Here is a 22,250-nt window from a genome sequence, read left to right as displayed (position 1 = left end):
AGCCATCCGGCGATCGTCAGGTCGCGCTCTTCCACTTCCGCCGGAGGCAGTGAGTTCCGTAATCGATGATCGCCCATGCCGACGTCGCGCCGACGAGCAAAACGAGTGCGGGAACATACCGAGGGTTGAAAATGAGGGCGAGCAGCGTGAGAAACTGCAGGCCGGTCGCGATTTTTCCCGGCCACCGGGGCCTGAAGGGGATGATGATGGAGACCAGCCGGGCCAGGAGATAGCACCCGGCGGTATAGAGATCCCTGAGGATCAGGATCAGGAACGACACCGCGTCGAGCCCGCCCGCCGCCAGGAAGCCGGAGAGAGCGAGCAGGACGAAGAGCTTGTCGCAGAGCGGGTCGAGCAGGAGTCCGACCTGGGAGCGCGTCCCGCTAACCCGGGCGATGAACCCATCGAGGACGTCCGTCGCGCCGGCCGTGGCCACGAGCACGGCCATCACGCCGGGGTCCGAGACCACGATGAAGGCGAGGCCGAGCGGTATGCGGCTCAGGGACAGAAGATTCGACAGGGTCAGGAACCCCGGATCGTGTGTCTGTATCGGATGCCTCCGCTTCGATTTGGTCGACGGACCCGCCCCACGTACGGGAAGATGCACGTTCCTGGGGCGGGTCTCCAGTGCGCCGGCGAGCGTCTCCGACGGTTCGCCGATTGCGGCGCGGTGCACGAGGTTTACTGCGGAAGCTCGGCGCTGTCGGCCGCCGCGTCGTCCGGTCGCGGATCCAGCATCACCATGTCCTCCACGACCACGTCCACGGTGGGGATCGCGATTCCGTCACGTTCGAACGACCCGTACTCGAGGTGGCCCTCGACGTAGAGGCGCGAACCCTTGTGCACATACTCGCCGACGGTCTCGGCCTGACGACGCCAGAACGTGAGCCGGTGCCAATCGGTACGACGCTGGGTCTCCCCGTTCTTGCGAAACACGCGGTTGGTCGCGAGCGACAGATGTGCGACGGCGGTGCCGGAAGCGGTCTCGCGCACATCGGGGTCGCTGCCGGCGTTTCCGACGAGAATGACCCGGTTCACGGTTCTCGACATGGTTCCTCTCCTTTGTGATGCGTGAATGGGCGCGGCAGGGCGCAACAAGGCACGCGAATCTCCGGTACGGGGAGGTCGCCTCAAACCGCATCTCCCCCACCGCCCGAACTGGCGGGTCCCGCCTTGACGCCGAGACCGGAAGTGGGTCTGCTCAGGGATGATCCGGACGGGCCTCACTTCAGACGCCGCGCGCACCCGGGCCCGACGGGGCCTGATCCTGATTGCCTGCGCGATCGTCCTTTCGGCCGCAATCTCCGTCATCGAGCTCATCGTCCGCGCGACGCTCGAGGGCCCGCGAATCACGGCGCTCGCCCATTCGGCCGAGGGGCTCGGGCCGGGTTCCGCGGTCTGGGTGGCGGGGAGGGCGGTCGGGCGCGTCCTGTCGGTCTCTTTCCAGCCTCCCGAGGAGAGCGACCGCGATGGGCCGTTCGAGAGCCACGTCATCATCGACGCCGTCATTGACCGGGTCGCCGAGCCCATCTTGCGGGCGGATGCCACCGCGGACGTCCGGCCATCGGATCTCGTGGCGCCCGTCGTCCTCTCCGTGAACCCGGGCTCGGGCTCCGCGCCCCCCTGGAATTTTGCGGACACGCTGCGAGCTTCCGGTCCGCCGATCGATCCGGAGACGGTGATGGCGCTGTCGGATTCGCTGCTACAGGCGGTGCGCACGCTCGAAGTCGACGCCACCGAGGCGCGGGACGTGCTGGGTTCGGATCAGGGCTCGCTCGCCCGCTTTCGCGAGGATCCGGGCACGCTGGCCGGACTGCAAGGCAGTCTCGAGTCGCTGGAGGAACTGCTCCAGCGAGATCTTCGGCGCTCCTCCCTCGTCGGGCTCGCGACGGACACGCTCGTGAGTGCGGCCGCGCGACGGGTGCAGGGACGGCTCGCGACCTGGGAGGCCGCGCCCCAAATGGCGAGCGCCGTTCAGAATCTGGAAACGACGCTCGACGCGCTGGACGCGGTGATGTCGCGACTCTCGGCGATCACCGAGCGGCTGGACCGCGGCGAGGGAACGGCGGGCCGGGCGCTGATGGATGAGGAAGTCCGACGTCAACTCTCCGCCCTGCGCACGGCGGCCGCCGGACTGGCGGAAGATCTCGGCTACAACCCGTCGCGCTGGCTGCGCGTCCGCGTCTTCTAGCCCGCGCCTTCCAGCCCGCGGCTTCCTAGATCCTCCGCTTCGGAAGGCCGCCGTGGACGGCGAACTTGAGCAGTTCCGTCTTCCTGCCGCGCTTTCGGCGAATCCCGATGATGACATGGTCGACGACCTGGTCGCGGTCTTCGATGGAAACCGCCACGTCGACGGACCCATCCGCAGCCGTGATCCGCGTCCGCACGGATCGGCCGGGTTCCGCGTCCGCCGTACGCGCCGGATTGCGGCACAGCGTGCGGGAGGAGCGGCGCCCGCCGGGCACCGGCCGCGACAACTTCAACAAACGGAACCAGTCGGGCTGATAGCTTATCCGCCACAGATTGCCGAGCTGGTCGAGTCCCCTTCCTTCGCGATTGTGTCTGGCCATCCGGCGCTCGAGGGTCGCAGTGATCGTTGAGGCGCGGTCGCCTTGACCGTGCCCGGCGGCACTATTATGGTCGGTGGGTCCACCTCGGACCACATCCCCCGGCCGCAAGCAGGACACCTCACGAACCGATCATGCCGCACGCGGCATGGCTGCAGCCCGGCTCACTCTCTTCCGGAGGAAGGCGATGGACATCGCCGAACTCAAGTCGAAGTCGATCGGCGAACTTCATGACATGGCCGAAGAACTCGACATTCACAACTTCTCGGGCCTTCGAAAACAGGACCTGATCTTTCGGATCGAGCAGAATCTCCTCGATTCCGACATCGTCCTCCGGGGCGAGGGCGTCCTCGAGATTCTGCCGGAGGGTTACGGCTTTCTGAGGAGCCAGGACTGGAACTACCTGTACGGCCCGGACGACATCTACGTCTCCCCGTCGCAGATCAAGCGCTTCGACATGCGGACGGGAGACACCATCCAGGGCCGCGTGCGGCCGCCGAAGGAGGGAGAGCGCTACCTCGCCCTGCTGAAGGTGGAGACGCTGAACGGCGTGGACCCGGACAAGGCGAAGCACCGGATCGCGTTCGACAACCTGCGGCCGCGGTATCCGGAGGAACGGCTCGTCCTCGAGCAGGAAGACGGCGACGTGTCGATGCGGATTCTCGACCTCATCGCGCCGATCGGGAAGGGGCAGCGCAGCCTCATCGTCTCGCCGCCCAAGGCCGGGAAGACGATCCTGCTGCAGAAGATCGCGAACGCGATCGTGGAGAACCAGCCGGACGCGAAGGTGATCGTGCTCCTCATCGACGAGCGGCCCGAAGAGGTCACGGACATGGAGGAGAACGTTCCGGCAGAGATCATCTCATCCACCTTCGATGAACCCGCGGACCGCCACACTCAGGTGGCGGAGATGGTGATCGAGAAGGCGAAGCGGCTCGTCGAATACCAGCACGATGTCGTGGTCCTCCTCGACTCGATCACGCGCCTCGCGCGGGCCTACAACACGACGGTCCCCCACTCGGGCAAGATCCTCTCCGGCGGCGTGGATGCGAACGCGCTCCACAGGCCCAAGCGCTTCTTCGGCGCGGCCCGGAACATCGAAGAGGGCGGCAGCCTCACGATCATCGCGACGGCCCTGATCGAGACGGGCAGCCGGATGGACGAGGTCATCTTCGAGGAGTTCAAGGGCACGGGCAACAGCGAGGTTCTCCTGGACCGCCAGATCTCCGACAAGCGGATCTACCCCGCGATCGACCTCAACCGCTCGAGCACGCGCAAGGAGGAACTCCTCTTGAACGAGGTCGAACTCAACCGGATGTACCTGCTGCGGAACTTCCTCTCCGACATGCCGCCGGCCGAGGCGATTCAGTTCATGATCGAGCGGCTGCAGCGCACGGAAACGAACCAGGAGTTCCTCGACTCGATGGCCGGCGGATAGCCGACTCCACGGCTCGCGCGCCGTCTCACGGCGCCTGCAGCCAGCGGTCCTCCAGCACCTCCAGGAGCGCCGAGCGCGTGGCCTCCCCCACCGTCAGCGTCACGCGGTACATGCCCGGGGACACGGGCAGCCCGGCCCCGCCCTGATTCCGGAGGCCCGGGTTCATGCGCAGATCCCAGGCGACGCGGTTCAGGCCCGGCCGGCCGGTCCCCTCGAGGTCGCGCACAACTCTCCCCGTGGCGAGTTCCGAGACCTCGATCGACACGTCGGCCGGAGAGCCCAGGTAGTACTGGATCATCGTACCGGCGGGGGCGCTCTCGCCCGTCCAGTTCTTGTCGCCCGTGAGGGAGCGGCGGCGCTGAATGTCGTTCTTCCAGAGGACGGCGGGACGCGGGTCGAAGAGGTGTGCGTCGCTCGCCCGGATGCTGTCAGTCATCGCCTGGAGGGCCGTGACGTCGTCGAGCACGTAGATGCTGCGGCCGTGTGTCGCGAGCACGAGGTCGTTCTCGCGGGGGTGGACGAGCACGTCGTCGATGCGGACCACGGGCAGGCCCGGCATGAAATCGTGCCACGTGCCGCCCTCGTCGAACGAGACGTGGAAGCCGAACTCCGTGCCGACATAGAGGAGGCGGGGATTCCGCGGGTCCTGCCGGACCGTGTTCACGTTTCCGAACGAGGGCAGATTCGACGTGATGTCCTCCCACGTCGCACCGTAGTCGCGGGTCACGTACACATAGGGTCGCAGGTCGTCGTTCTTGTGCCCGTCGATCGAGACGTACGCGGTCGCCGCGTCCACATGAGAGGCTTCCACCCGGGACACGTAGTGCCGCGTCGTACCTCCGGGGAGATTCCGGCTCACCTCGGTCCACGTCGCCCCGCCGTCGCGGCTCACCTGGATGTTGCCGTCGTCGGTCCCGGCCCAGAGAAGGCCCGGGACGATGGGCGACTCGGCGATGGACGTCATGCTGCCCCACATCGAGACGCCGTCGTTGCGCGACAGGGTGCACTCTGTCCCGCGTTCGAACTGGTTGCATCGCGGGATGCGGTTGGCCACCCCCATCAGAACCTCGGCGTCCCGGTCGATGTCCTTCGAAAGGTCCGGACTCATCGTCCACGTCTCTCCCCGGTCGCGCGACGTGAAGAAGCGGTTGCCGCCCGCGTGCAGCGTGCGCGGGTTGTGCGGGGAGAGGAGGAAGGGCGTGTTCCAGTTCCACCGGATCCCGGTGTCCGGCGACGGGGCGGGGGCGATGTTCGTGTCCGCCGGATCCTCCTCATCCGGAGCCTGGGGCGTGATGGGGCGCGTGACGCCCTCGCGCAGATCCACGCGCCGGAGCCGCCCGTTCTGGGATTCGACGAACACGATCGCCGGGTCCGTCGGGTCCACCTGCGTGTAGAACCCGTCCCCGCCGCCGACGCGATACCAGTCCTCCGAGAGGATCGGCCCCGAGCGCACGGAACTCGGCCCGCACCAGCTTCCGTTGTCCTGGAGGCCCGTACACACGTAGTAGGGGCGCCGCATGTCCACGGAGGCGTGATAGGGCTGCCCGACGGCCCACGGCCGCAGCGCTTCCCACGTCTCGCCTTGGTCCCAGCTCACATCGACCGACCCGTCGTTGCCGATCACGAGGTGATCGTGGTCGGCCGGATCGATCCAGACGGCGTGCTGATCGACGTGACCGTACCCGCTCAGCACCTCCCACGTGCGGCCGCCGTCGCGCGATTTCGACACCCGCTGATCCACGGTGTAGACGAGATCCGGATCCTCGGGGGACACGCGGATCTGGCTGAAGTACATGGGGCGTCCGTTCTCGTTGCTCCGGAACTCCCACGTGCGGCCCTTGTCCGCCGAGCGCCAGACCCCGGACCATTGCGGGTCGGGCGGGAGGGAATCGACTCTCGCGAGCCGTCGCCATTCGTCCTGCTCCTCCTCGGAGAGCGGCGTCTCCCGGTCCGCGGCGACTTCGATCTGGGCATAGACGACATCGGGATCGGCGGGCGTCATGGCGAGCGCGATGCGGCCCAGCGTGCCGGCGGGGAGGCCGCCTCCCTCGACGGGCGACCAGCTCTCTCCGCCGTCCCCGGACCGCCAGATTCCGCTTCCGGGCCCTCCGCCGACGAAACAGCACACGTTGCGTCGACGCTGATAGGTGGAGGCGAACAGGACGTCGGGATTCGACGGGTCCATGACGAGATCCGTCGCGCCGGTGTCCTCATCCACCGCGAGGACGTGGCGCCAGCTCTCCCCTCCGTCGCTGGACTTGAAGACGCCGCGCGCGGCGTTCGGGCCGAAGAGATGGCCGACCGCGGCTACCCACACGACATCGGGATTCGTCGGGTGGACGAGGACGCGCGCGATGCTCTGCGTCTCCCGGAGTCCCATGTGCGCGAACGTGGCGCCGCCGTCGGTGCTCTTGTAGACCCCGTAACCGAAGGACGAACTCTGCCGGTTGTTCGCCTCGCCCGTGCCCACGTAGAGGACTTCCGGATCGGAGGGCGCGAGGGCGAGGGCGCCGATGGAGTGCGTCTCGTGGCTGTCGAAGATCGATTCGAAGGTCGTCCCGTTGTTCGTCGTCTTCCAAAGGCCGCCGGTCGCGAAGCCGACGTAGAAGATCCGCGTGTCCTCGGGGTGGACCGCGAGGTCGTCGACGCGGCCGCCCTGCTCCGTCGGGCCGATGGACCGCCACCGGAACCCCTGGAGCAGCGGGTGCCCGGGGGCGTTGATGACGGCCTGCGCGTCTTCATCCCGCGCTCCGTCCTGGGCATGGGCGGGCGCTGACGGCGCGAGTACGGCCGCAAAGAGCGCGAGTACGATCGTCGAGGGGGCGCAGGTGCGCGATGCGTATGGCATGGAGTCTCTCTCGGTGCGGATCCGGGTGGCAATCCGGCATTATCCGACCGGCGGTCGGAGTCTGTCAAAGCGGAGACCGCGCCGGGGATCCGTGAGGCGGGCGGCGACTTGCCCGCGGGACCGTTGAAAAGCATGCTGCGGAGTACCGCGCGACTGGAGGGTCCATGCCGATATACGAGTACCGGTGCCGCGAGTGCTCACACGAGTTCGAACTCCTCGTGAGGGGGTCGATGACGCCCGCGTGCTCTTCATGCGGGAGTGCGGAGCTGGACCGACTCATCTCCCTCCCGCGCGTCCACTCCGATGCCCGCAGGGAACGGTCGCTTGCCGCGGCGAAGAAACGCGACGCGAAGCTCGGGAGCGAACGGACGCGAGCGCAGCGGGAGTACGAACTGGCCCATAACGACTGATCCCCGCGGGCGGACGCCCCGGGAACATGTGAGTGTGGCGGACCCGTGAAAACGGACGCGCGTGGCGACGCGGACGGAGAGGATGGGATGACGGAGACCTACGCGCAGGCGCTGGCCGAGCACGGGATCGAGGACGTACAGCCCCTCTACCGACAACTCCTCCTGCGGTTGAAGACGCGCGACGGCGAAGCCTACGAGCGTGCCGTTGCACGCTACCGGTCGGAGGTGGAAGGCGTAGCGGGGGGCGACGATACGTTGGCGGCGTGGCTTTCCTACGGGGCGTGGCTCGCTTCCCGCCTCGAGCCCGGGAACCTCTTCACGATCTCGGAGGAAGGACTCGCGGCACGCGCGCCGGACCCGTTCCCGTCGGGTCCCATGCTGATCCATCTGCCCGACGCGGCGAACCGCAAGGGCTTCGTGATCGCCATGCCCGCGACGCCTTCCGAGGCGCAGCGCGCGACCGCCGACCTGCTGTGTGAGTAGCACAGGGTCCCGCCGGCCGGGGCCGGCGCGGGATGATGATGACGAGGATGGTTGAGGTGGAAGAGGAGGCACGGCAGTGACGCAAGGCACCCTGCAGCACGAACGCATCGAACGCCGCGCGCTCGAGCAGGAGATGCGCGAGTCGTTCATCGACTACTCGATGAGCGTCATCGTGCAGCGTGCGCTCCCCGATGCCCGCGACGGTCTGAAGCCCGTTCACCGCCGAATCCTGTACGCGATGCTTGAGGAAGGGATGCGCCCCTCGCGCCCGCACAAGAAAAGCGCGACGGTCGTGGGCGACGTGCTGGGCCGGTATCACCCGCATGGGGATGGCGCGGTGTACGACACCATCGTCCGCATGGTCCAGGACTTCTCGCTGCGCTATCCGCTCATCGACGGCCAGGGTAACTTCGGTTCGATCGATGGCGATTCGGCCGCCGCCTACCGCTACACGGAAGTGCGGATGACGCCGGTCGCGATGGACCTCCTCGCCGACATTGAGCGCGACACCGTCGACACGCGGCCCAACTTCGATGGGCGCCTGACCGAACCGGTGGTTCTGCCCTGCCGGCTGCCGCACCTCCTGCTGAACGGCAGCGACGGGATCGCGGTCGGCATGGCGACGAAGATCCCGCCGCACAACGCGGGGGAGCTCCTCGCCGCGGTCGACCACCTCGTCGCGAACCCGCATTGCGACAGCGACGAGCTCCTCGCCCGCCTGCCCGGGCCGGACTTCCCGACGGGCGCATACATCCAGGGCCGGGCCGGCATCGAGTCCGCCTACCGGACCGGGCGCGGACGACTCGACATGCGCGCGAGGGTCCACCTGGAGGAAGGTCGGTTCGGGAAGAGTTCGCTGATCGTCACGGAACTTCCCTACCAGGTGAACAAGACGCGCGTTATTGAGCAGATCACGAAGCTCGTGCGCGCCGGGCGGGCGGACGCGATCACCGACCTGCGCGACGAGTCGGACCGGGACGGAATCCGGCTCGTGATCGAACTCAAGCGCGACGCGAAGCCGAAGAAGGTGCTCGCGACCCTGTTCAAGAAGACGCAGCTCCGCTACACGTTCGGCGTCATCATGCTCGCGCTCGTCGATGGCAAGCCCGAGGAGCTGGACCTGAGAACAGTCCTCGGTACGTGGATCGACCACCGCCTCTCCGTGATCCGCCGCGGCGCGGCGCACGACCTCGCCCGCGCCCGGGACCGCGCCCACGTCGTCGAGGGGCTGCGGACGGCGCTCGACGAAATCGACCGCGTCATCGACATCATCCGCGGCTCGAAGACGCCGGCAGGCGCGCGGAAGGCACTCCTCGCGGCGTTCAGCCTCACGGAGCGGCAGGCGGACGCGATTCTTGCGATGCGGCTCGTCCGGCTGACGGGTCTGGAGCGGGACAGGCTGGCGGAGGAACTGCAGGCGCTGCGGGAGGAGATCACGCGTCTGACCGCGCTCGTGGAGGACGAGGCGGCCCGGCGGGGATTCCTCCGCGACGAGATCCGGGAGCTCGCACGCCGCTACAACGACCCCAGGCGGACGGAGATTCTCGACGATGACGCGGAGTTCCGGCTGTCGAAGGGTGGCGGGGGCGAGGCGCAGCTGGTGCTGGTGAGTCGCGGCGGCTACGTGAAGGCGCAGCCGGCCGCGACCGGCGGGGGGATGGCGGGCGCCGAAGTGCTGTCCGCCCGCGAAGGCGACTTCGCACGCCACGCGTTCCTGACGCGGGGAGCGCATACGCTCCTCGCGATCACGGCCCGCGGCAACGCGCACGCGCTACCCGTCTCGGCGCTGCCGAGGGGCACGCGGAGTTCTCGGGGCCGCCACGTGGAAGAGTTCATCGAGCTGGAGCTGGGGGACGAGATCGTCGCGCTGCTCGCAGCGGAGACCTTCGCCGATGACCGGTTCCTCGTCATCGCCACGAGACGGGGGCACGTGAAGCGCTCGGCGCTGTCCGAGTACGCGAACGCCCGGAGCGCAGGGATCATCGGTGCCCGAATCGCGCGCGGCGACGAGGTCGTGGCCGCGTTCGTCACCGAAGGGAGCAGCGACCTCCTGTTCGCGACGCGGTCGGGCCAGGCGATCCGGTTCCCCGAGTCCGTCACCCGCGTGATGGGCCGCACGGCGCGCGGCGTCAAAGCCATCGACCTCGCGCGCGACGATGTCGTGGTCGCCGCGGCGGCTCCGCGCGCGGATTCCGATCTGCTCGTGGCAACCGCCGCGGGCTACGGAAAGCGCATTCCGTTCACGGAATTCAAGGTCCAGGGACGGGCGGGCAAGGGGTTCACCGTCCTCCCCGAGCGAGAGCGGACCGGCGGCCTCGTGGGATTCACCGAAGCACACGACGCGGACGAGGTGGCGTGGGAACTGTCCGATGGCTCCGTGGAGGCGACGTCGGCGGCCAGCGTGATCCGTCGCTCTCCTCGCGAGGCCGGGCGCCCGGCCGTGCGACTGCCGGCGGGCGTTGCGGTCGAGGCGGTACACCCGATGCACTCGGGACGCCCTGCGCGCGCCGGATCTCCACTCCGCGGCGAAGCCGGCGAGGACTCGCAGGCCGAGTTCGAGTTCGAAGGCTGACAGCGGTCTCCGGTGCTCGCATGGCGAATTTCCGGGACACGACACTAGCTTCCGGCTTCGCTTTTGCAGCCCGTCCGGAGAGATCCCATGCACAGACCCATTGTGGTGTTGGCGGTGTCCGCGCTCGTCGCGTGCGGCGGGGCGCAGGAAGACGGAGGGACCGCGGCGGCGGCGGCGAACGACCCCGCGGCCACGCACGCCGCGCGTCTGGCCGAAAATCTCGGTGGACGGGAGGCGTGGGATCGAACGCGATACCTGTCGTTCCGCTGGATCGTGGAACGCGATGGCGAGGTCGTGGCAAATCGCGAACATTCGTGGGACCGGTACGACGGACGGTATCGCGTCGCCTGGGCGGAGGACGGAACGTCCCACCTCCTGCTCTTCAACGTGAACGAGGTCGAGCCGCATCCCGAGCTCGAGAAGGTTCCGTCCGGACGCGCGTGGGTCGCGGGCGAGGAGCTGGCCGGCGCCGCGCGGGATTCCGCGCTCCGGCGCGGCTATGGCGCCTTTATCAACGACACCTACTGGGCGATCATGCCCTACAAGTGGGAAGACCCGGGCGTGCACCTCACGTATGAGGGCACTCGCACGCTCTCCGACGGCAGGGTCTACGACGTGATCCACCTCGGCTTCGACCAGGGCCTGGGTGTGACCGAGGACCAGTACTGGGGCTTCCTCGATGCGTCCGGACGGATGGTCGCCTGGCAGTATCACCTGGGGCGGGCGGAGGCGCCCGGGGACGTCATTTGGTGGTCCGACTGGGAGCCCGTCGGCGACATCCGGTTCGCCATGACCCGGCTCCTCGATGGCGGAGGCCGCTTCATCTACTTCGAGGACGTCGCCGCGGGCGAGACGGTGCCCGAGGGACGCTTCGACCCGCCGACGTTTTGAACGAACCCGGATCCGGGGCGATGGTGCCGGACGCGATCGCCGCGAGCGACGAGGAGGGACGCCGGTACCGGGCCGGCATCTATCAACCGCTCGACGAGAGCACGGTACCGGACGCGCCGGACACCGCCGACTTCCCGCGGCGCGGCCACGGACCGCCCTTCAAGTTCGTCCGGCGCATGTCGCGGGTGCCTCGCCTCAGGCACGTCATCGGCCCCTCCGTCATCGCGCTCGGCATGGGCCTGGGCAGTGGCGAATTTCTACTCTGGCCCAACCTCGTCGCCGCGAACGGTTTCTCCATCTGGTGGCTCTTCTGGATCGGCGTTGTGACCCAGTTCGTCGTCATCGGAGAAATCGAACGCTGGACGATCGCGACCGGCGAGTCGACGTTCGCCGGCATGGCTCGGCTCGACCGGCTCGGGTTCTGGCCGTGGCTCTTCCTCGTCGCGACACTGGTGAGCTTCTTCTGGCCCGGCTGGGCCTCGCAGTCGGCGGAGTTCGTGGGCCAGATCATCGTGATCAGCGGCGGCCCGCAGATCCAGTGGCAGCCGATGGCGCTGCTCATGCTCTTCTTCATCTGGTTCGGGCTCGCGGTGTCCCGGATCGTCTACAACGTTCTGGAACGGTGCGAGATCGCGCTGGTGGCCGGGTTCTTCCCCCTGTTGCTCATCACGCTTCTGGTGGTCGGCCTCGTCCCGTCGCACCTGCTTGAACTGGTGGTCGGCGCCGGCTCCTTCGGTAGCGCCCCGGCTGAACTGTTCACGGGCGATCAGTTTCCGACGCTGATCCTCGCGGTGGCGTATGCGGGGACGGGGGGCACGCTGCTCCTCGCGCAGTCGCTCTGGCTGCGCGACAAGGGCTTCGGGATGGCGCGGTTCCAGGGACGGATCGCCGGCATCCGTGGACGCAATGAGGACATCAGCACGACCGGGTTCGTCTTCGACACGAACGATGCCACCCAACTCGGGCGTTTCAGAGGCTGGATGAGGATCGTCCACCAGGAACTGCTTGTCACGTTCGTGCTCCTGACGCTGCTGAGCGTCGTCATCACGTGCATGCTCGTCGTGACGACGCTCGGAACCGGGAACCCCGAGTTGGCCGGCGACCTGACCACCATGGTGACGCTTCAGGGCGAGGCGATCGAGCGCGTCGGCGGGTTGTGGCTTCGGGTCGCGTTCCTCCTGGGCGGATCCTTTGTCATCTTCTCGACGCAACTCGCGATCCTCGACACCGTCACGCGGATCACGGGCTGCATTTTCTACGAACGCTTCGGATACAGGACGCGCTTCTTCACCCAGAAGCGGACCTTCCTGGTGTTCCTGACGATCTTCGTGCTCGCGGCGATGGGGATCATCACCGCGTCCTGGGTAGGCGGCGAGGCGCTCGATGTGCTCCAGCCCGACTTCCTGCTCCTCATCGCCGGCCCCTTCACCATGTCGAGCATGTTCCTGTTCACGCTCGTCGTCGGCTACATGAATGTGCGCCGGCTGCCCGCCGAGTTGGGGCCGCCGACATGGAAGCGGTGGAGTCTTCTGTGGGCCGCGATACTGTGGGGATGGTTCACGGCCGAACAGCTGTCGCGGACGGTGATGCTGGTCGGAGGCGTGGACCCGCAGTTCCAGGAATCGCTGGCCCTGCACCCGGTTCGGATCGTTTTCTACGCGCTGTGGATTGCGTCGCTGGCATGGTTCGCGGCGCGCACGCTTCCGGGTCGGGCGACGCGAGGGGCGTGAGCCGGACGACGGATCGCCGTCGGGGCCCCCTCAGGCGGTGGGTTCCGGCACCGCCTTCGCCATCTTTCCGGACATTTCCTCCGCGCTCTTCATCTTCGAGAGATCGAGCGTGAAGTCGGGCCGTTCAACGGCGGAGAGCTTGTCCAGCAGTTCGCGGATCTCGCGGGGCGCCAGACCGGCCGCCTTGAGGTCTTCCTTCGTAGCGACCCCTTCGGCGCGGATCGATTCCGACTCGGCGTCCGCGCGAAGCAGGCTCCGCAGAACCTTGAGTTCGCCCGCGCTCAGGCGCGCCCCCAACACTTCATAGTCGACCCAGGCCTCGTAGCTCAGCGGCGCGACCCGCTGGAGCATGCCGGCCATCACCCGCCCGTACTGCTGGATTTCCCACTGCGCATGCGCATCCACGCGCAGTCGAAGGAAGTGGAGGAGGTTGTGCAGATCGATCTTCCAGTACCACTGCGTATAAGTGGAGAGGGGGAGGTCGATCCGCGCGAGTTCCCGGGCGACATCTTCGGACAGCAGCCAGCCGTAGGCATCGGCCGCTTCCGTCCGCAGCTGCTCCCAGCGGTCGACCGCGCTGCGATAGAGGTCACCGGGGGCGGGATCCATCTCCCGGCCCTGATTGTTCAGGCGGCTCTGATAGGCGAACTGCTCGTGGTCCGGTTCGTAGAACAGCAGAGGCAGGAGACTGTAGCGGGCGCTGAGCTCGTTGACGGACGCCGTGCGGTGTCGAATCCACTGCCGCGCGACAAACATCGGCATGGAGCAGTGAAACTTGAACTCGACCATCTCGCTCGGCGTCGTGTGCGCGTGGCGCCGCAGATACCGCACGAGACCGCGAGTCTGGCTGACGCGGCGCGTGCCGGCCCCGTAGCTGACGCGAGCCGCCGCCTCTACATCGGCGTCTGAGCCCATGTAGTCGACGAGCGCGACGAACCCGTGGTCGAGTACGGGGAAATACCCGCCGAGGATCTCCTCGGCCGCAGGGACGGTCGGTCTCCCGGTGGTTTCCATGAGCTACTCGTGCGGCTACAGGGGGTGTTGTTCGCCAGAATATCAGTTCGTGAGCACGCGGGCGACCGCGCGCCGCCACCCGGAATAGAGCGCTTCGCGCATCTCCGCGTCCATGACGGGCCGCCACGCGCAGTCGTGGCGCCACAGCGCCGCGACCTCCGGCAGATCCGCGAATACGCCGGCACCCAGGCCGCCCAGCATCGCCGCCCCCAGCGCGGTGGTCTCCGTCACGACCGGGCGCCCGATCTCGAGGTCGAGGATGTCGGCGAGAAACTGCATCGCCCAGTCGTTTCGCGTGAACCCGCCATCCACGCGCAAGGCATCCGGTCGCGGGGCTCCGTCGGCCTGCATCGCGTCGATCAGTTCGCGTGACTGGTAGGCGACCGCCTCGAGCGCCGCCCGCGCGATCTCGGCCCGCCCGCTGTCGCGCGTCATTCCCAGCAGAGCGGCGCGGGCTTCCGGATCCCAATGGATGCCGCCCAGCCCTACGAAGGCGGGGACCAGCACGACCCCACCCGTCGAATCCACGGAGCGGGCGAGCGCTTCTGTCTCCGCGGCGTCGGAAATGATGCCCAGTCCATCGCGCAGCCACTGAACCGATGCGCCCGCGACGAAGATGCTGCCCTCGAGCGCGTACGTGCGCTCTCCCCCGAGTTGCCAGGCCACCGTCGTGAGCAGGCCGTGGCGCGAGGCGAGCCGGTCCGCGCCCGTGTTCAGCAGCGCGAAGGCTCCCGTCCCGTAGGTGAACTTCATCCCACCCGGCTCGAACGCCGCCTGCCCGAACAGCGCGGCCTGCTGGTCGCCGGCAACGCCCCGCAACGGGATCTTGCGGCCGAAGAGTCCCTCGGACGTTTCCCCGAAATCGCCGGCGGAATCGCGGAGCTCGGGCAACACTCCGGCGGGCACACGCAACAGTTCGAGCAGCTCCGGATGCCACCGGCCCTCATCGATGTCGTAGAGGAGGGTCCGCGACGCGTTCGACGCATCCGTCGCGTGCACGCGCCCTCCGGTCAGGCACCAGAGCAGCCAGGTGTCGATCGTCCCGAAAGCCAGTTCGCCCTTCCCGGCCGCCTCACGCGCTCCCGGCACGTTGTCGAGGATCCATGCCAGCTTCGTGCCGGAGAAGTACGGATCGAGCCGCAAACCGGTGCGGCGCGCGATCAACCCCTCGTGCCCCGCCTCGCGAAGTGCGGCACATTCCTTCGCCGTTCGCCGGTCCTGCCACACGATGGCCGGGTGAATCGGCCGGCCGCTCGCGCGTTCCCAGACCACGGTCGTCTCGCGCTGGTTGGTGATGCCGATCGCCGCCACCTGATACCCGTGCGCCTCGGCGGCCTCGATGACCTCCCGCGCCACCCCGACCGCGTCGTCCCGGATGCGCTCGGGATCGTGCTCCACCCTCCCCGGCCTCGGGTAACTCTGAGGCAACTCGCGCTGAGCGCTGACGACCCCCGTCCCCTCGAGATCGAACGCGACGGCGCGCGTGGAGGTCGTTCCCTGGTCGATCGCGATCAAGGCGGGTGCGGTCATGGATCCCAGGCTACAGGCGATCCGCGCGGTTTCAAGTCCATTAACTCCCGAAGGCTCTGAGCACCGCTCGATTCAGTCCGACGAGGTCCGAGTGGAAGGCAACACCGTGAGTTCATCCCCAGCCACCGAGCGGCACTCGGCGGCCGGGGACGGTGCGCGGCCGTAACCTCAACCTGCGGGGAACGCCGCCTCGAACCGGTCACGCCGCGCACGCGGCTCACCAGAAGCCACACGAGACGTGGAGGTTGGATCCGTCATGCATCCTGTACGTGCCAACACTGAACGTCAGGCGAAAACCGAAGCCCAAATCGAAGGAGAACCCCTGGGAGCCCAGCAGTGTCCCGGACGCTGGATAGTCCGGACCTCCCGAGATGTACTTCCCACACGCGCTCTGCGCCGCAGCCTCCGACGGCTGGACGAGCGAGAGCGCCAGGCCCCCCGCGAAAATCCGTGCCGCCGCGCGTGGCCCCATCGCACACGAGTTTCTCTTCTTCCTCATCATCATCCACCTCCCCCGATTGGTCCAGGAGGGCGACACCCTGCCGCCCCTCTCCGACATTAGGATCCGGGGGGCCATCAACGGGCCATCATCAGTCCCGTGCTACCAGCTCGACCGGCGCGGTTTCAAGGCTCGCAGTCGCCATAGGGTTGACCATCGCCCGATCCAGTCCCTCCAAGTAAACGCGAGCGCCCCGCGCCGATTGTCGGTCGCGGTCGGCGGGGAAGATCAGAGGGATCGCCTCGAGACGCTTCAGGTCCAGCACGAGACCCTTCGTAGTCGCACTGTCCGGACGCACAGACGTGATCCCGGCAAACAGTCGACCGTCCTGGAGAGGTCGGAGGGTGGTCACCATCTGCGTGCCGAGGACCCGGGTCGGCCCTCCGAATACCTCGTCGGTCTCCCGAGCGCTCTCCAATTCGCGGGCCCGCATGTCTCTTGGCAGGAAGGTGACGCTCGCGAGCGCTCCGTCGGGCCGAAAGCTCACGAGTGCGAGTTGGTCCGCATCGAGGACATGGATCATGCCATCGGCCGTGACCGTGACCAGATCCACAGGCCAGCGGAACAATCCGCCGGCGTCGACGCGCAACTCCTCCGGGATCCGCCCGAACGCCGCATCCCCCTGCGCCGTAACCCGCGCCAGATAGTGGTCCGGAAACTCGCTGCCCGCGACGAGCAGCCCAAGTTCCGGATGCAGGGCGACCGCGCTTGCGAAGCCGGGAATCCGCTGGCTGGCCACGAAATCGCCCTCGAGGGTCAGATACGCGACTCGCCCGTTCCCGCCATCGAGGGCCAGAATCCTGTCATCGGCCCGGGCCAGTCGACTCGGGAACTTGTATTCTCCCGGTCCCTCCCCCTCTCTGCCGACGATCCGCACCGGGTCGAGGTTCCGGTCGAGAAGAACGATCCGCGGGTCGAGCCCGTCGGCGACGAAGTAGCCGCTCGGCGTGGCCAGTATATCGGCGATCGAGCCGAAGCTCACGCGTTCGTCCAGTGGGCCGAGACGGGCTTCAGGTAATCCGATTTCGTAGGCCTGAGTGGTGCTTTCACTGAAATAGGTCCGTCCATCGTCGCCGGCGTCCGGGTCCTCGTTACATCCCGAAAGACCGAAGGCGCCCACCAGGCCCAGCGCGACGGTGCGTGCCGCAGTCCCCGGCCACCGAGCGGAACTCGGTGGCCGGGGACGGTTCGCGGCCGAATACGCAGCCCCCGAGGGACGCGACCTCGAACCGTTGACTCCGCGCGCGCGGGTCACTGGAGGTCCCACTCCGTGTAGTTATCGCACCGGAAACTCCGGGCACCGCCATTGTGCATCCGGTAGGTGCCGACATTGAAGCTCACCGTGATGCCGCCGTTGAGCCCGAGGTTCAAGCCCAGGCGCTCGACCCCGGCGCCGGCGCCCAGGCTGAGCGTAACGCGACTGGAGCCCACCAGCGTTCCACTCGCCGGATTGTTCGGGCCTCCCGAGATGTACCCCCCACACTCGCTCTGCGCGGCGGCCTCGGACGGCTGCGCCAGCGAGAGCGCCAGGGCCCCCGCGAAGACCCACGCCGCGGCGAGCGGCCCCGCCGTTCTCGTGCTTCTCCTCGTCCTCATCATCATCCACCTCCCCTAAGAGATCCCGGAGGGCGACGCCCTGCCGCCCTCTCTGGCACAAGGATCGGTGCGGGCATCAACGGGCCATCAAACCCGCGCGGTCCGGCGACGAGCAGCGGACCGGGAGGAGCTTCAGACGTCGAGATTACGTACGTAGCGGGCATTCTGCTCGATGAAGTCGCGGCGCGGCTCGACGTTCTCGCCCATGAGAGTATCGAAGAGCCGGTCCGCCTCCGCGGCTTCGTCGATCCTCACCTGGAGCAGCGTGCGCTTCTCCGGGTTCATCGTGGTCTGCCACAGCTGATCGGCGTTCATCTCGCCCAGCCCCTTGTAGCGCTGCAGCGAGGTGTTCCCCTTGCCGTTGTCGAGCCTCGCCTGGGCGGCGACGCGCTCCGCTTCGTTGTAGCAGTAGAACTCTGTCTTCCCCTTCCACACGCGGTACAGCGGCGGCTGCGCGATGTAGATGTATCCGGCCTCGATGAGCTGCTTCATCTTCCGGAAGAAGAAGGTCAGGAGCAGCGTGCGGATATGGGCGCCGTCCACATCGGCGTCCGTCATGATCACGACCTTCCGGTACCGCGCCTGCGAGAGGTCGAACTCCCCCTCGATGCCGGTTCCGATGGCCGTGATCATCGCCCGGATCTCCTCGTTCGAGAGGATCTTGTCGATGCGCGCCTTCTCCACGTTGAGGATCTTCCCGCGCAGTGGGAGGATGGCCTGGTAGTTGCGGTCGCGTCCCATCTTCGCGCTCCCGCCCGCGCTGTCTCCCTCCACCAGGTAGAGTTCCGCGATCTCCGGGTCCGTGATCGAGCAGTCCGCCAGCTTCCCGGGCAGGATGCCGGTCTCGAGCGCCGACTTCTTGCGCGTCAGATCCCGCGCCTTTCGCGCCGCCTCCCGCGCCCGGGAGGCCTGGACCGCCTTCTCGATGATCTTCCGGGATGGCGCGGGGTTCTCCTCCAGCCACGTCCCCAGCCGGTCGTTGACGAGGCTCTCGACGATCCCGCGCACCTCGCTGTTCCCCAGCTTCGTCTTGGTCTGCCCCTCGAACTGGGGCTCCATGACCTTGACGGAGAGCACGGCGACGAGTCCTTCGCGCACGTCGTCTCCGCTCAGCGTGGGGTCGGCTTTCTTGAGGATGTTGTTCCGCTGCGCGTAGTTGTTGATGGTCCGCGTGAGGGCGCCCTTGAAGCCCGACAGGTGCGTCCCGCCTTCGTGCGTGTTGATGTTGTTCACGAAGGTGAACGTGTTCTCGCTGTAGGCGTCCGTGTACTGCATCGCGAGTTCGAACTCGGTGTCGTCCTGCGCGCCCGACACAGAGATCACGTCCGCGTGAAGCGGCGTCTTGTTCCCCAGCAGATACTCGACGAACTGCGCGATCCCTCCCTCGAAGTGGAAGTCGCGGCGCAGATCCTCCTTCCGCTGATCGACGATCGAGATCCGTACGCCCCGGTTCAGGTAGGCGAGTTCCCGGAGCCGGCTGGCGAGCGTGTCGAAGCTGTATTCGAGCGTGTCCCCGAGCCCCTTGAAGACCTCGGGGTCGGGCCGGAAGGTGACGGTGGTTCCGGTGTCCTTCGTCTTCCGCCCCTTCGCGAGCTTCCCCTGGCTGACCCCGCGCTCGTAGCGCTGCGTCCACTCGTGGCCGTCGCGGCGGACCTCGACCTGCAGCCACTCGGAGAGCGCGTTCACGACGGAAACGCCCACGCCGTGCAGCCCGCCGGACACCTTGTAGCTCGACTTGTCGAACTTTCCGCCCGCGTGGAGCGTCGTGAGGGCGAGTTCGACCCCCGGCACCTTCTCGGTCGGGTGAAGGTCCACGGGGATGCCGCGCCCGTCGTCGACGACCCGAATCGACTGGTCCTTCCCGATCGTGACCTCGATCCCGGAACAATGTCCCGCCATCGCCTCGTCGATCGAGTTGTCGACGACTTCGTAGACGAGGTGGTGCAACCCCCGCCCCGAGGTGGACCCGATGTACATCCCCGGACGCTTCCGCACGGCCTCCAGCCCCTTGAGGACATGGATCTGCCGCGCGGTATAGTCCGAGTTACCGTCCTTATCTTCCACGGGCTTCCCGCCCGCCGTCGACTTCGCCATCAACCCCTCCCCTTCTCGGTTCGGCCGGGTCGCGTCGCGGTCGGCGACGGTTCCCCGGACTGCACGAACACGATCCGTTCGATCCGGCCGCGGGTGCGATCCCTGTTCAGACGGCCCAGCAACTTTCGCCTCATCATGTTCAGTTCCGTCATCCAGGCCGCACCGGCCACTTCGATGAACACCGTCCCGCCCTTGATCCCGCCAACCTTCGTGACGCGCGCGATGTGCGGACCCACGACCCGCTCCCAGCGCGCCGCCGTAGCGCTGCGCTCCACCCGCTCGCGGATCCCCATGCGATCGAGCAGCTCCGCGAGCACGCCCCCGACGGGTTCGGGATGCCGCTCGCCACGTCTCGCGTCGCGGCGTCGCGCCTTGCCGCGAGGCATCGCCGGCGAGGCCGTGCCGCTCATGCGATGAGTCGTCCGTTGCGCAGGCGCCAGCGCGCGAGCTTCCCACCCATCAGCCCCACGTCACCGGACTTGGGCGCCGTGAGAATCACCTGCCCGCCCCGCTCGGACTCGAAGAGGCGGAACAGCCGGCCCGAGCGCCCCTCGTCGAGCTCCGCGAACACGTCGTCGAGGAGGTACAGCGGCTCGCGGCCAAGCCGTTCCCTGAGCCGGTCCGCTTCGAGCAGGCGCAGGGCGAGCGCGGCCGTGCGCTGCTGTCCGCTCGACCCGTAGCTCCGGAGGTCGCGAGGGCCCTCCGGCGCCTCGACCTCGAACCTGATCTCATCGCGGTGCGGGCCCACGATGGTCATCCCCTGGCGACGCTCACGTTCTCCGGTCCTCTCCAGCGCGTGCCGAAAGCGGTCCTCCCACGAGCCGGCTCCCTCCGGGCCCTCCGCCCCGTCGTCCGATGCGACCGACGCCGAATACCGAAGTCCCGCACGGTCTCCTCCCGAGATCCGCGCGTAGAAATCGGCGTATCGCTCCGCCCCCTCCAACACCCACTCCGCCCGCCCTTCCGTGAGAATTCCACCCGCCTCGATCAACCCTTCCGTCCAGGCTTCGATCTCGTCGTTCGACCGGCCGCGCCGAAGCGCTTCGTTCCGTTGCGACAGAAGGCCCCGGTAGCGCTGCAGCGCCGGGAGGTAGCCCGGCACGCCCACCGAGAGCGCGACGTCGAGGAAGCGACGCCGCAGCGTCGGCCCTCCACGCACGATCTCGGCGTCGTCGAGGCGAAACGCCGCGACCCCCACCGAGCCGATCCCGGCCGAAACCCGCTCCACTTCGAGCGCGTCGACCTCGACCTTCTTGATCCGTTGCGACCGGTCGTAGGCCGCCGCCACGGACATCCCCCCCTCAACCTCGCCTTCCACCCGAAACACCGTCTGTCCGAACCGCACGATCGCCTGGTCCCGCACGCCTCGAAAGGACCGAAAGACCTCGAGGTAGTAGATCGCCTCGAGGAGGTTCGTCTTGCCCGATCCGTTGGGCCCGATGATCGCGACGCCGGCCTCGGGGAACTCGCATTCGAGCCGTTCGAAGTTGCGGTAGTCGCGAAGGATCAGGCGCCTGAGGAAGGGCGCGGAAGACGCCTCAGGCTGGCGGATAGACGGTGCCTCCGGTGTCTTCGTCACAGGTCCGCAAAATACGGCGAAAACCCTTGTATCGCAAGGAAATTTGCCCGTTGGAGACGTCGCCCCGAAGGCGGCGCCGGGCGGTTGCCCGCGAGCCTCCGGGCAGGCAGCTTCGAAGTCGTCCATGACACGCTTCGGCTGCAGCGGCGCAAGCCGCCCGATCGCGCGAAACAGGGCCCTGCGAGGGGCTGTCGCCTCGCTCGGACTTGCATGGTTCCTGTCACCGGCCCATCTCGCCGCTCAGGCGGCAGAAGCGCCTCCTGACGCGCAGACGTCCGGCGCGAGCCGCAGCGGGCGGGAGTTCGCCCTCGCGGCGGGCGTACTCGGAGGCGCCTTCCTCCTCGACGAGACCGTCCGGGATCTGGCGCTGGACCATCAGGGAACGCTGGGACGCGACCTCGCCGAGGGCGGCCACACGTACGGCGACTGGAAGCGAACCGCGCCCCTTCTCGCCGGGGGCGGAGTTCTGCTGGGGGTCGCACTGGACGGGGAACGGGGAGTCCGGCGGGCGACGTCGGCCTTCTTCGGGGTCTTCGCCGGCTCGATGTCGAACACCGTCCTCAACTGGACGCTGGGACGAAGCCGCCCGAGAGCCGAGAGGGGTGTCCTGCACTTCGATCCATTCCGGGGCAACGCCTCCCTTGGATCCGGGCACACGGCCTACGCCTTCGCCATCGCCGCCGCGGTCGACGAGGTCACCGACGGCGGGTGGGCCATTCCCTTCTACGTGGCGGCCGCGGGTACGGGACTCGCCCGGGTCTACGGAGACCGGCACTGGCTGTCCGACGTGGTGGTCGGCGGCTTCATCGGCTGGTGGGTCGGAGGCCGCGCGACGAGCGCCGCCGCGGGCTGGCTCCGCGTCGAGCGCGCGTCGGCCTCCGGATCGTCCCCGCCCGCCCGAGTCCGGATCCGGCCGCTGATCGCCGGCGACGCGCTGGGCGTTCAGATCCGCTTCCGCGAATAGCCCGGAGGCGTCTTCGCCGGGGATGACCCGCCGGA

20 protein-coding genes are annotated in these 22,250 nt (G+C 67.9%); 8 read left to right on the top strand and 12 right to left on the bottom strand.

The features are described 5' to 3' along the window. Positions 1-16: 16 nt before the first annotated feature. Together RN729_RS06815 and RN729_RS06810 are read right to left on the bottom strand one after the other, a co-directional pair. Positions 17-676, bottom strand: a complete 660-nt coding sequence (locus RN729_RS06815) for a CDP-alcohol phosphatidyltransferase family protein (protein ID WP_310783014.1) — start codon at positions 674-676, stop codon at positions 17-19. A 5-nt stretch (positions 677-681) separates the two neighbouring features. Continuing rightward, positions 682-1,050 carry a single-stranded DNA-binding protein gene (locus RN729_RS06810; protein WP_310783012.1) on the bottom strand — a complete coding sequence of 123 codons (369 nt, stop codon included), beginning with the start codon at positions 1,048-1,050 and terminating at the stop codon, positions 682-684. A gap of 157 nt (positions 1,051-1,207) precedes the next feature. Here RN729_RS06810 and RN729_RS06805 point away from each other — a divergent pair, with 157 nt between their 5' ends. Next, positions 1,208-2,191: an MlaD family protein gene (locus tag RN729_RS06805; RefSeq protein ID WP_310783010.1), complete on the top strand. Its 984-nt coding sequence runs from the start codon at positions 1,208-1,210 to the stop codon at positions 2,189-2,191. Between the two features lie 25 nt (positions 2,192-2,216). On the opposite strand, the gene RN729_RS06800 is transcribed toward RN729_RS06805, so the two are convergent. Then, complete coding sequence (locus RN729_RS06800; RefSeq protein WP_310756058.1) at positions 2,217-2,570, bottom strand: hypothetical protein; 354 nt, start codon at positions 2,568-2,570, stop codon at positions 2,217-2,219. Between the two features lie 184 nt (positions 2,571-2,754). On the opposite strand from RN729_RS06800, the gene rho reads away from it, so the two are divergent. Further along, complete coding sequence (gene rho, locus RN729_RS06795; RefSeq protein ID WP_310783008.1) at positions 2,755-4,005, top strand: transcription termination factor Rho; 1,251 nt, start codon at positions 2,755-2,757, stop codon at positions 4,003-4,005. 25 nt (positions 4,006-4,030) lie between these two features. Here rho and RN729_RS06790 read toward each other — a convergent pair whose 3' ends face one another. Beyond that, positions 4,031-6,853 carry a hypothetical protein gene (locus RN729_RS06790; RefSeq protein WP_310783006.1) on the bottom strand — a complete coding sequence of 941 codons (2,823 nt, stop codon included), beginning with the start codon at positions 6,851-6,853 and terminating at the stop codon, positions 4,031-4,033. Between the two features lie 164 nt (positions 6,854-7,017). On the opposite strand from RN729_RS06790, the gene RN729_RS06785 reads away from it, so the two are divergent. The 5 genes from RN729_RS06785 to RN729_RS06765 all read left to right on the top strand — a co-directional run bounded on the left by RN729_RS06785 (position 7,018) and on the right by RN729_RS06765 (position 12,939). Beyond that, on the top strand, positions 7,018-7,263 hold the full coding sequence (locus RN729_RS06785; protein ID WP_310783004.1) for a zinc ribbon domain-containing protein: 246 nt from the start codon (positions 7,018-7,020) through the stop codon (positions 7,261-7,263). 45 nt (positions 7,264-7,308) lie between these two features. Next, entirely contained in the window at positions 7,309-7,746 is a 438-nt protein-coding gene (locus RN729_RS06780; RefSeq protein ID WP_310783002.1) for a hypothetical protein, read from the top strand. Positions 7,747-7,822: 76 nt separating this feature from the next. Beyond that, entirely contained in the window at positions 7,823-10,318 is a 2,496-nt protein-coding gene (gene gyrA, locus RN729_RS06775; RefSeq protein ID WP_310783001.1) for a DNA gyrase subunit A, read from the top strand. A gap of 87 nt (positions 10,319-10,405) precedes the next feature. Further along, positions 10,406-11,209: a hypothetical protein gene (locus tag RN729_RS06770; RefSeq protein WP_310782999.1), complete on the top strand. Its 804-nt coding sequence runs from the start codon at positions 10,406-10,408 to the stop codon at positions 11,207-11,209. Further along, positions 11,206-12,939, top strand: coding sequence for an Nramp family divalent metal transporter (locus RN729_RS06765; RefSeq protein ID WP_310782997.1), 1,734 nt, complete (start codon positions 11,206-11,208; stop codon positions 12,937-12,939). The genes RN729_RS06770 and RN729_RS06765 overlap by 4 nt, the downstream gene beginning before the upstream one ends. A gap of 30 nt (positions 12,940-12,969) precedes the next feature. On the opposite strand, the gene thyX is transcribed toward RN729_RS06765, so the two are convergent. From thyX to recF, 8 genes are all read right to left on the bottom strand, one after another. Continuing rightward, a complete protein-coding gene (thyX, locus tag RN729_RS06760; protein ID WP_310782995.1) occupies positions 12,970-13,953 on the bottom strand; it encodes an FAD-dependent thymidylate synthase in 984 nt (327 codons plus the stop codon). 42 nt (positions 13,954-13,995) lie between these two features. Continuing rightward, on the bottom strand, positions 13,996-15,483 hold the full coding sequence (gene glpK / locus RN729_RS06755; protein WP_310782993.1) for a glycerol kinase GlpK: 1,488 nt from the start codon (positions 15,481-15,483) through the stop codon (positions 13,996-13,998). Between the two features lie 217 nt (positions 15,484-15,700). Then, positions 15,701-15,985 carry a hypothetical protein gene (locus RN729_RS06750; protein WP_310782991.1) on the bottom strand — a complete coding sequence of 95 codons (285 nt, stop codon included), beginning with the start codon at positions 15,983-15,985 and terminating at the stop codon, positions 15,701-15,703. A gap of 88 nt (positions 15,986-16,073) precedes the next feature. Continuing rightward, the gene (locus tag RN729_RS06745; RefSeq protein WP_310782989.1) at positions 16,074-16,964 is read right to left on the bottom strand and encodes a hypothetical protein; all 891 of its coding nucleotides are present in this window, start codon (positions 16,962-16,964) and stop codon (positions 16,074-16,076) included. A 269-nt stretch (positions 16,965-17,233) separates the two neighbouring features. Continuing rightward, positions 17,234-17,578: a hypothetical protein gene (locus RN729_RS06740; protein ID WP_310782987.1), complete on the bottom strand. Its 345-nt coding sequence runs from the start codon at positions 17,576-17,578 to the stop codon at positions 17,234-17,236. Between the two features lie 132 nt (positions 17,579-17,710). Next, positions 17,711-19,672, bottom strand: coding sequence for a DNA topoisomerase (ATP-hydrolyzing) subunit B (gene gyrB, locus RN729_RS06735; RefSeq protein ID WP_310782985.1), 1,962 nt, complete (start codon positions 19,670-19,672; stop codon positions 17,711-17,713). Then, positions 19,672-20,082 (bottom strand): DUF721 domain-containing protein, encoded by a 411-nt coding sequence (locus tag RN729_RS06730; protein ID WP_310782983.1) that lies wholly within the window; start codon positions 20,080-20,082, stop codon positions 19,672-19,674. Before RN729_RS06730 ends, gyrB begins: the two co-directional genes overlap by 1 nt. Further along, on the bottom strand, positions 20,079-21,251 hold the full coding sequence (gene recF, locus RN729_RS06725) for a DNA replication and repair protein RecF (protein WP_310782981.1): 1,173 nt from the start codon (positions 21,249-21,251) through the stop codon (positions 20,079-20,081). Before recF ends, RN729_RS06730 begins: the two co-directional genes overlap by 4 nt. A gap of 124 nt (positions 21,252-21,375) precedes the next feature. Here recF and RN729_RS06720 point away from each other — a divergent pair, with 124 nt between their 5' ends. Beyond that, positions 21,376-22,215 carry a phosphatase PAP2 family protein gene (locus tag RN729_RS06720; RefSeq protein ID WP_310782979.1) on the top strand — a complete coding sequence of 280 codons (840 nt, stop codon included), beginning with the start codon at positions 21,376-21,378 and terminating at the stop codon, positions 22,213-22,215. The last annotated feature ends 35 nt before the right edge of the window (positions 22,216-22,250 follow it).

It is taken from the genome of Candidatus Palauibacter polyketidifaciens (genome assembly GCF_947581785.1).
GTDB classification, from domain to species: Bacteria; Gemmatimonadota; Gemmatimonadetes; order Palauibacterales; family Palauibacteraceae; genus Palauibacter; species Palauibacter polyketidifaciens.
The sequence above is the reverse complement of the archived record's forward strand: the minus strand, read 5'-3'. Positions and strand labels throughout refer to the sequence as shown.

What these genes read in the sequence shown, in the direction of transcription:
- RN729_RS06810 (WP_310783012.1), bottom strand. Translation starts at nt 1,050, where the DNA reads ATGTCGAGAACCGTGAACCGGGTCATTCTCGTCGGAAACGCCGGCAGC.
- RN729_RS06805 (WP_310783010.1), top strand. Translation starts at nt 1,208, where the DNA reads ATGATCCGGACGGGCCTCACTTCAGACGCCGCGCGCACCCGGGCCCGA.
- RN729_RS06800 (WP_310756058.1), bottom strand. Translation starts at nt 2,570, where the DNA reads ATGGCCAGACACAATCGCGAAGGAAGGGGACTCGACCAGCTCGGCAAT.
- rho (WP_310783008.1), top strand. Translation starts at nt 2,755, where the DNA reads ATGGACATCGCCGAACTCAAGTCGAAGTCGATCGGCGAACTTCATGAC.
- RN729_RS06790 (WP_310783006.1), bottom strand. Translation starts at nt 6,853, where the DNA reads ATGCCATACGCATCGCGCACCTGCGCCCCCTCGACGATCGTACTCGCG.
- RN729_RS06785 (WP_310783004.1), top strand. Translation starts at nt 7,018, where the DNA reads ATGCCGATATACGAGTACCGGTGCCGCGAGTGCTCACACGAGTTCGAA.
- RN729_RS06770 (WP_310782999.1), top strand. Translation starts at nt 10,406, where the DNA reads ATGCACAGACCCATTGTGGTGTTGGCGGTGTCCGCGCTCGTCGCGTGC.
- thyX (WP_310782995.1), bottom strand. Translation starts at nt 13,953, where the DNA reads ATGGAAACCACCGGGAGACCGACCGTCCCTGCGGCCGAGGAGATCCTC.
- glpK (WP_310782993.1), bottom strand. Translation starts at nt 15,483, where the DNA reads ATGACCGCACCCGCCTTGATCGCGATCGACCAGGGAACGACCTCCACG.
- RN729_RS06750 (WP_310782991.1), bottom strand. Translation starts at nt 15,985, where the DNA reads ATGATGAGGAAGAAGAGAAACTCGTGTGCGATGGGGCCACGCGCGGCG.
- RN729_RS06740 (WP_310782987.1), bottom strand. Translation starts at nt 17,578, where the DNA reads ATGAGGACGAGGAGAAGCACGAGAACGGCGGGGCCGCTCGCCGCGGCG.
- gyrB (WP_310782985.1), bottom strand. Translation starts at nt 19,672, where the DNA reads ATGGCGAAGTCGACGGCGGGCGGGAAGCCCGTGGAAGATAAGGACGGT.
- RN729_RS06730 (WP_310782983.1), bottom strand. Translation starts at nt 20,082, where the DNA reads ATGAGCGGCACGGCCTCGCCGGCGATGCCTCGCGGCAAGGCGCGACGC.
- RN729_RS06720 (WP_310782979.1), top strand. Translation starts at nt 21,376, where the DNA reads ATGACACGCTTCGGCTGCAGCGGCGCAAGCCGCCCGATCGCGCGAAAC.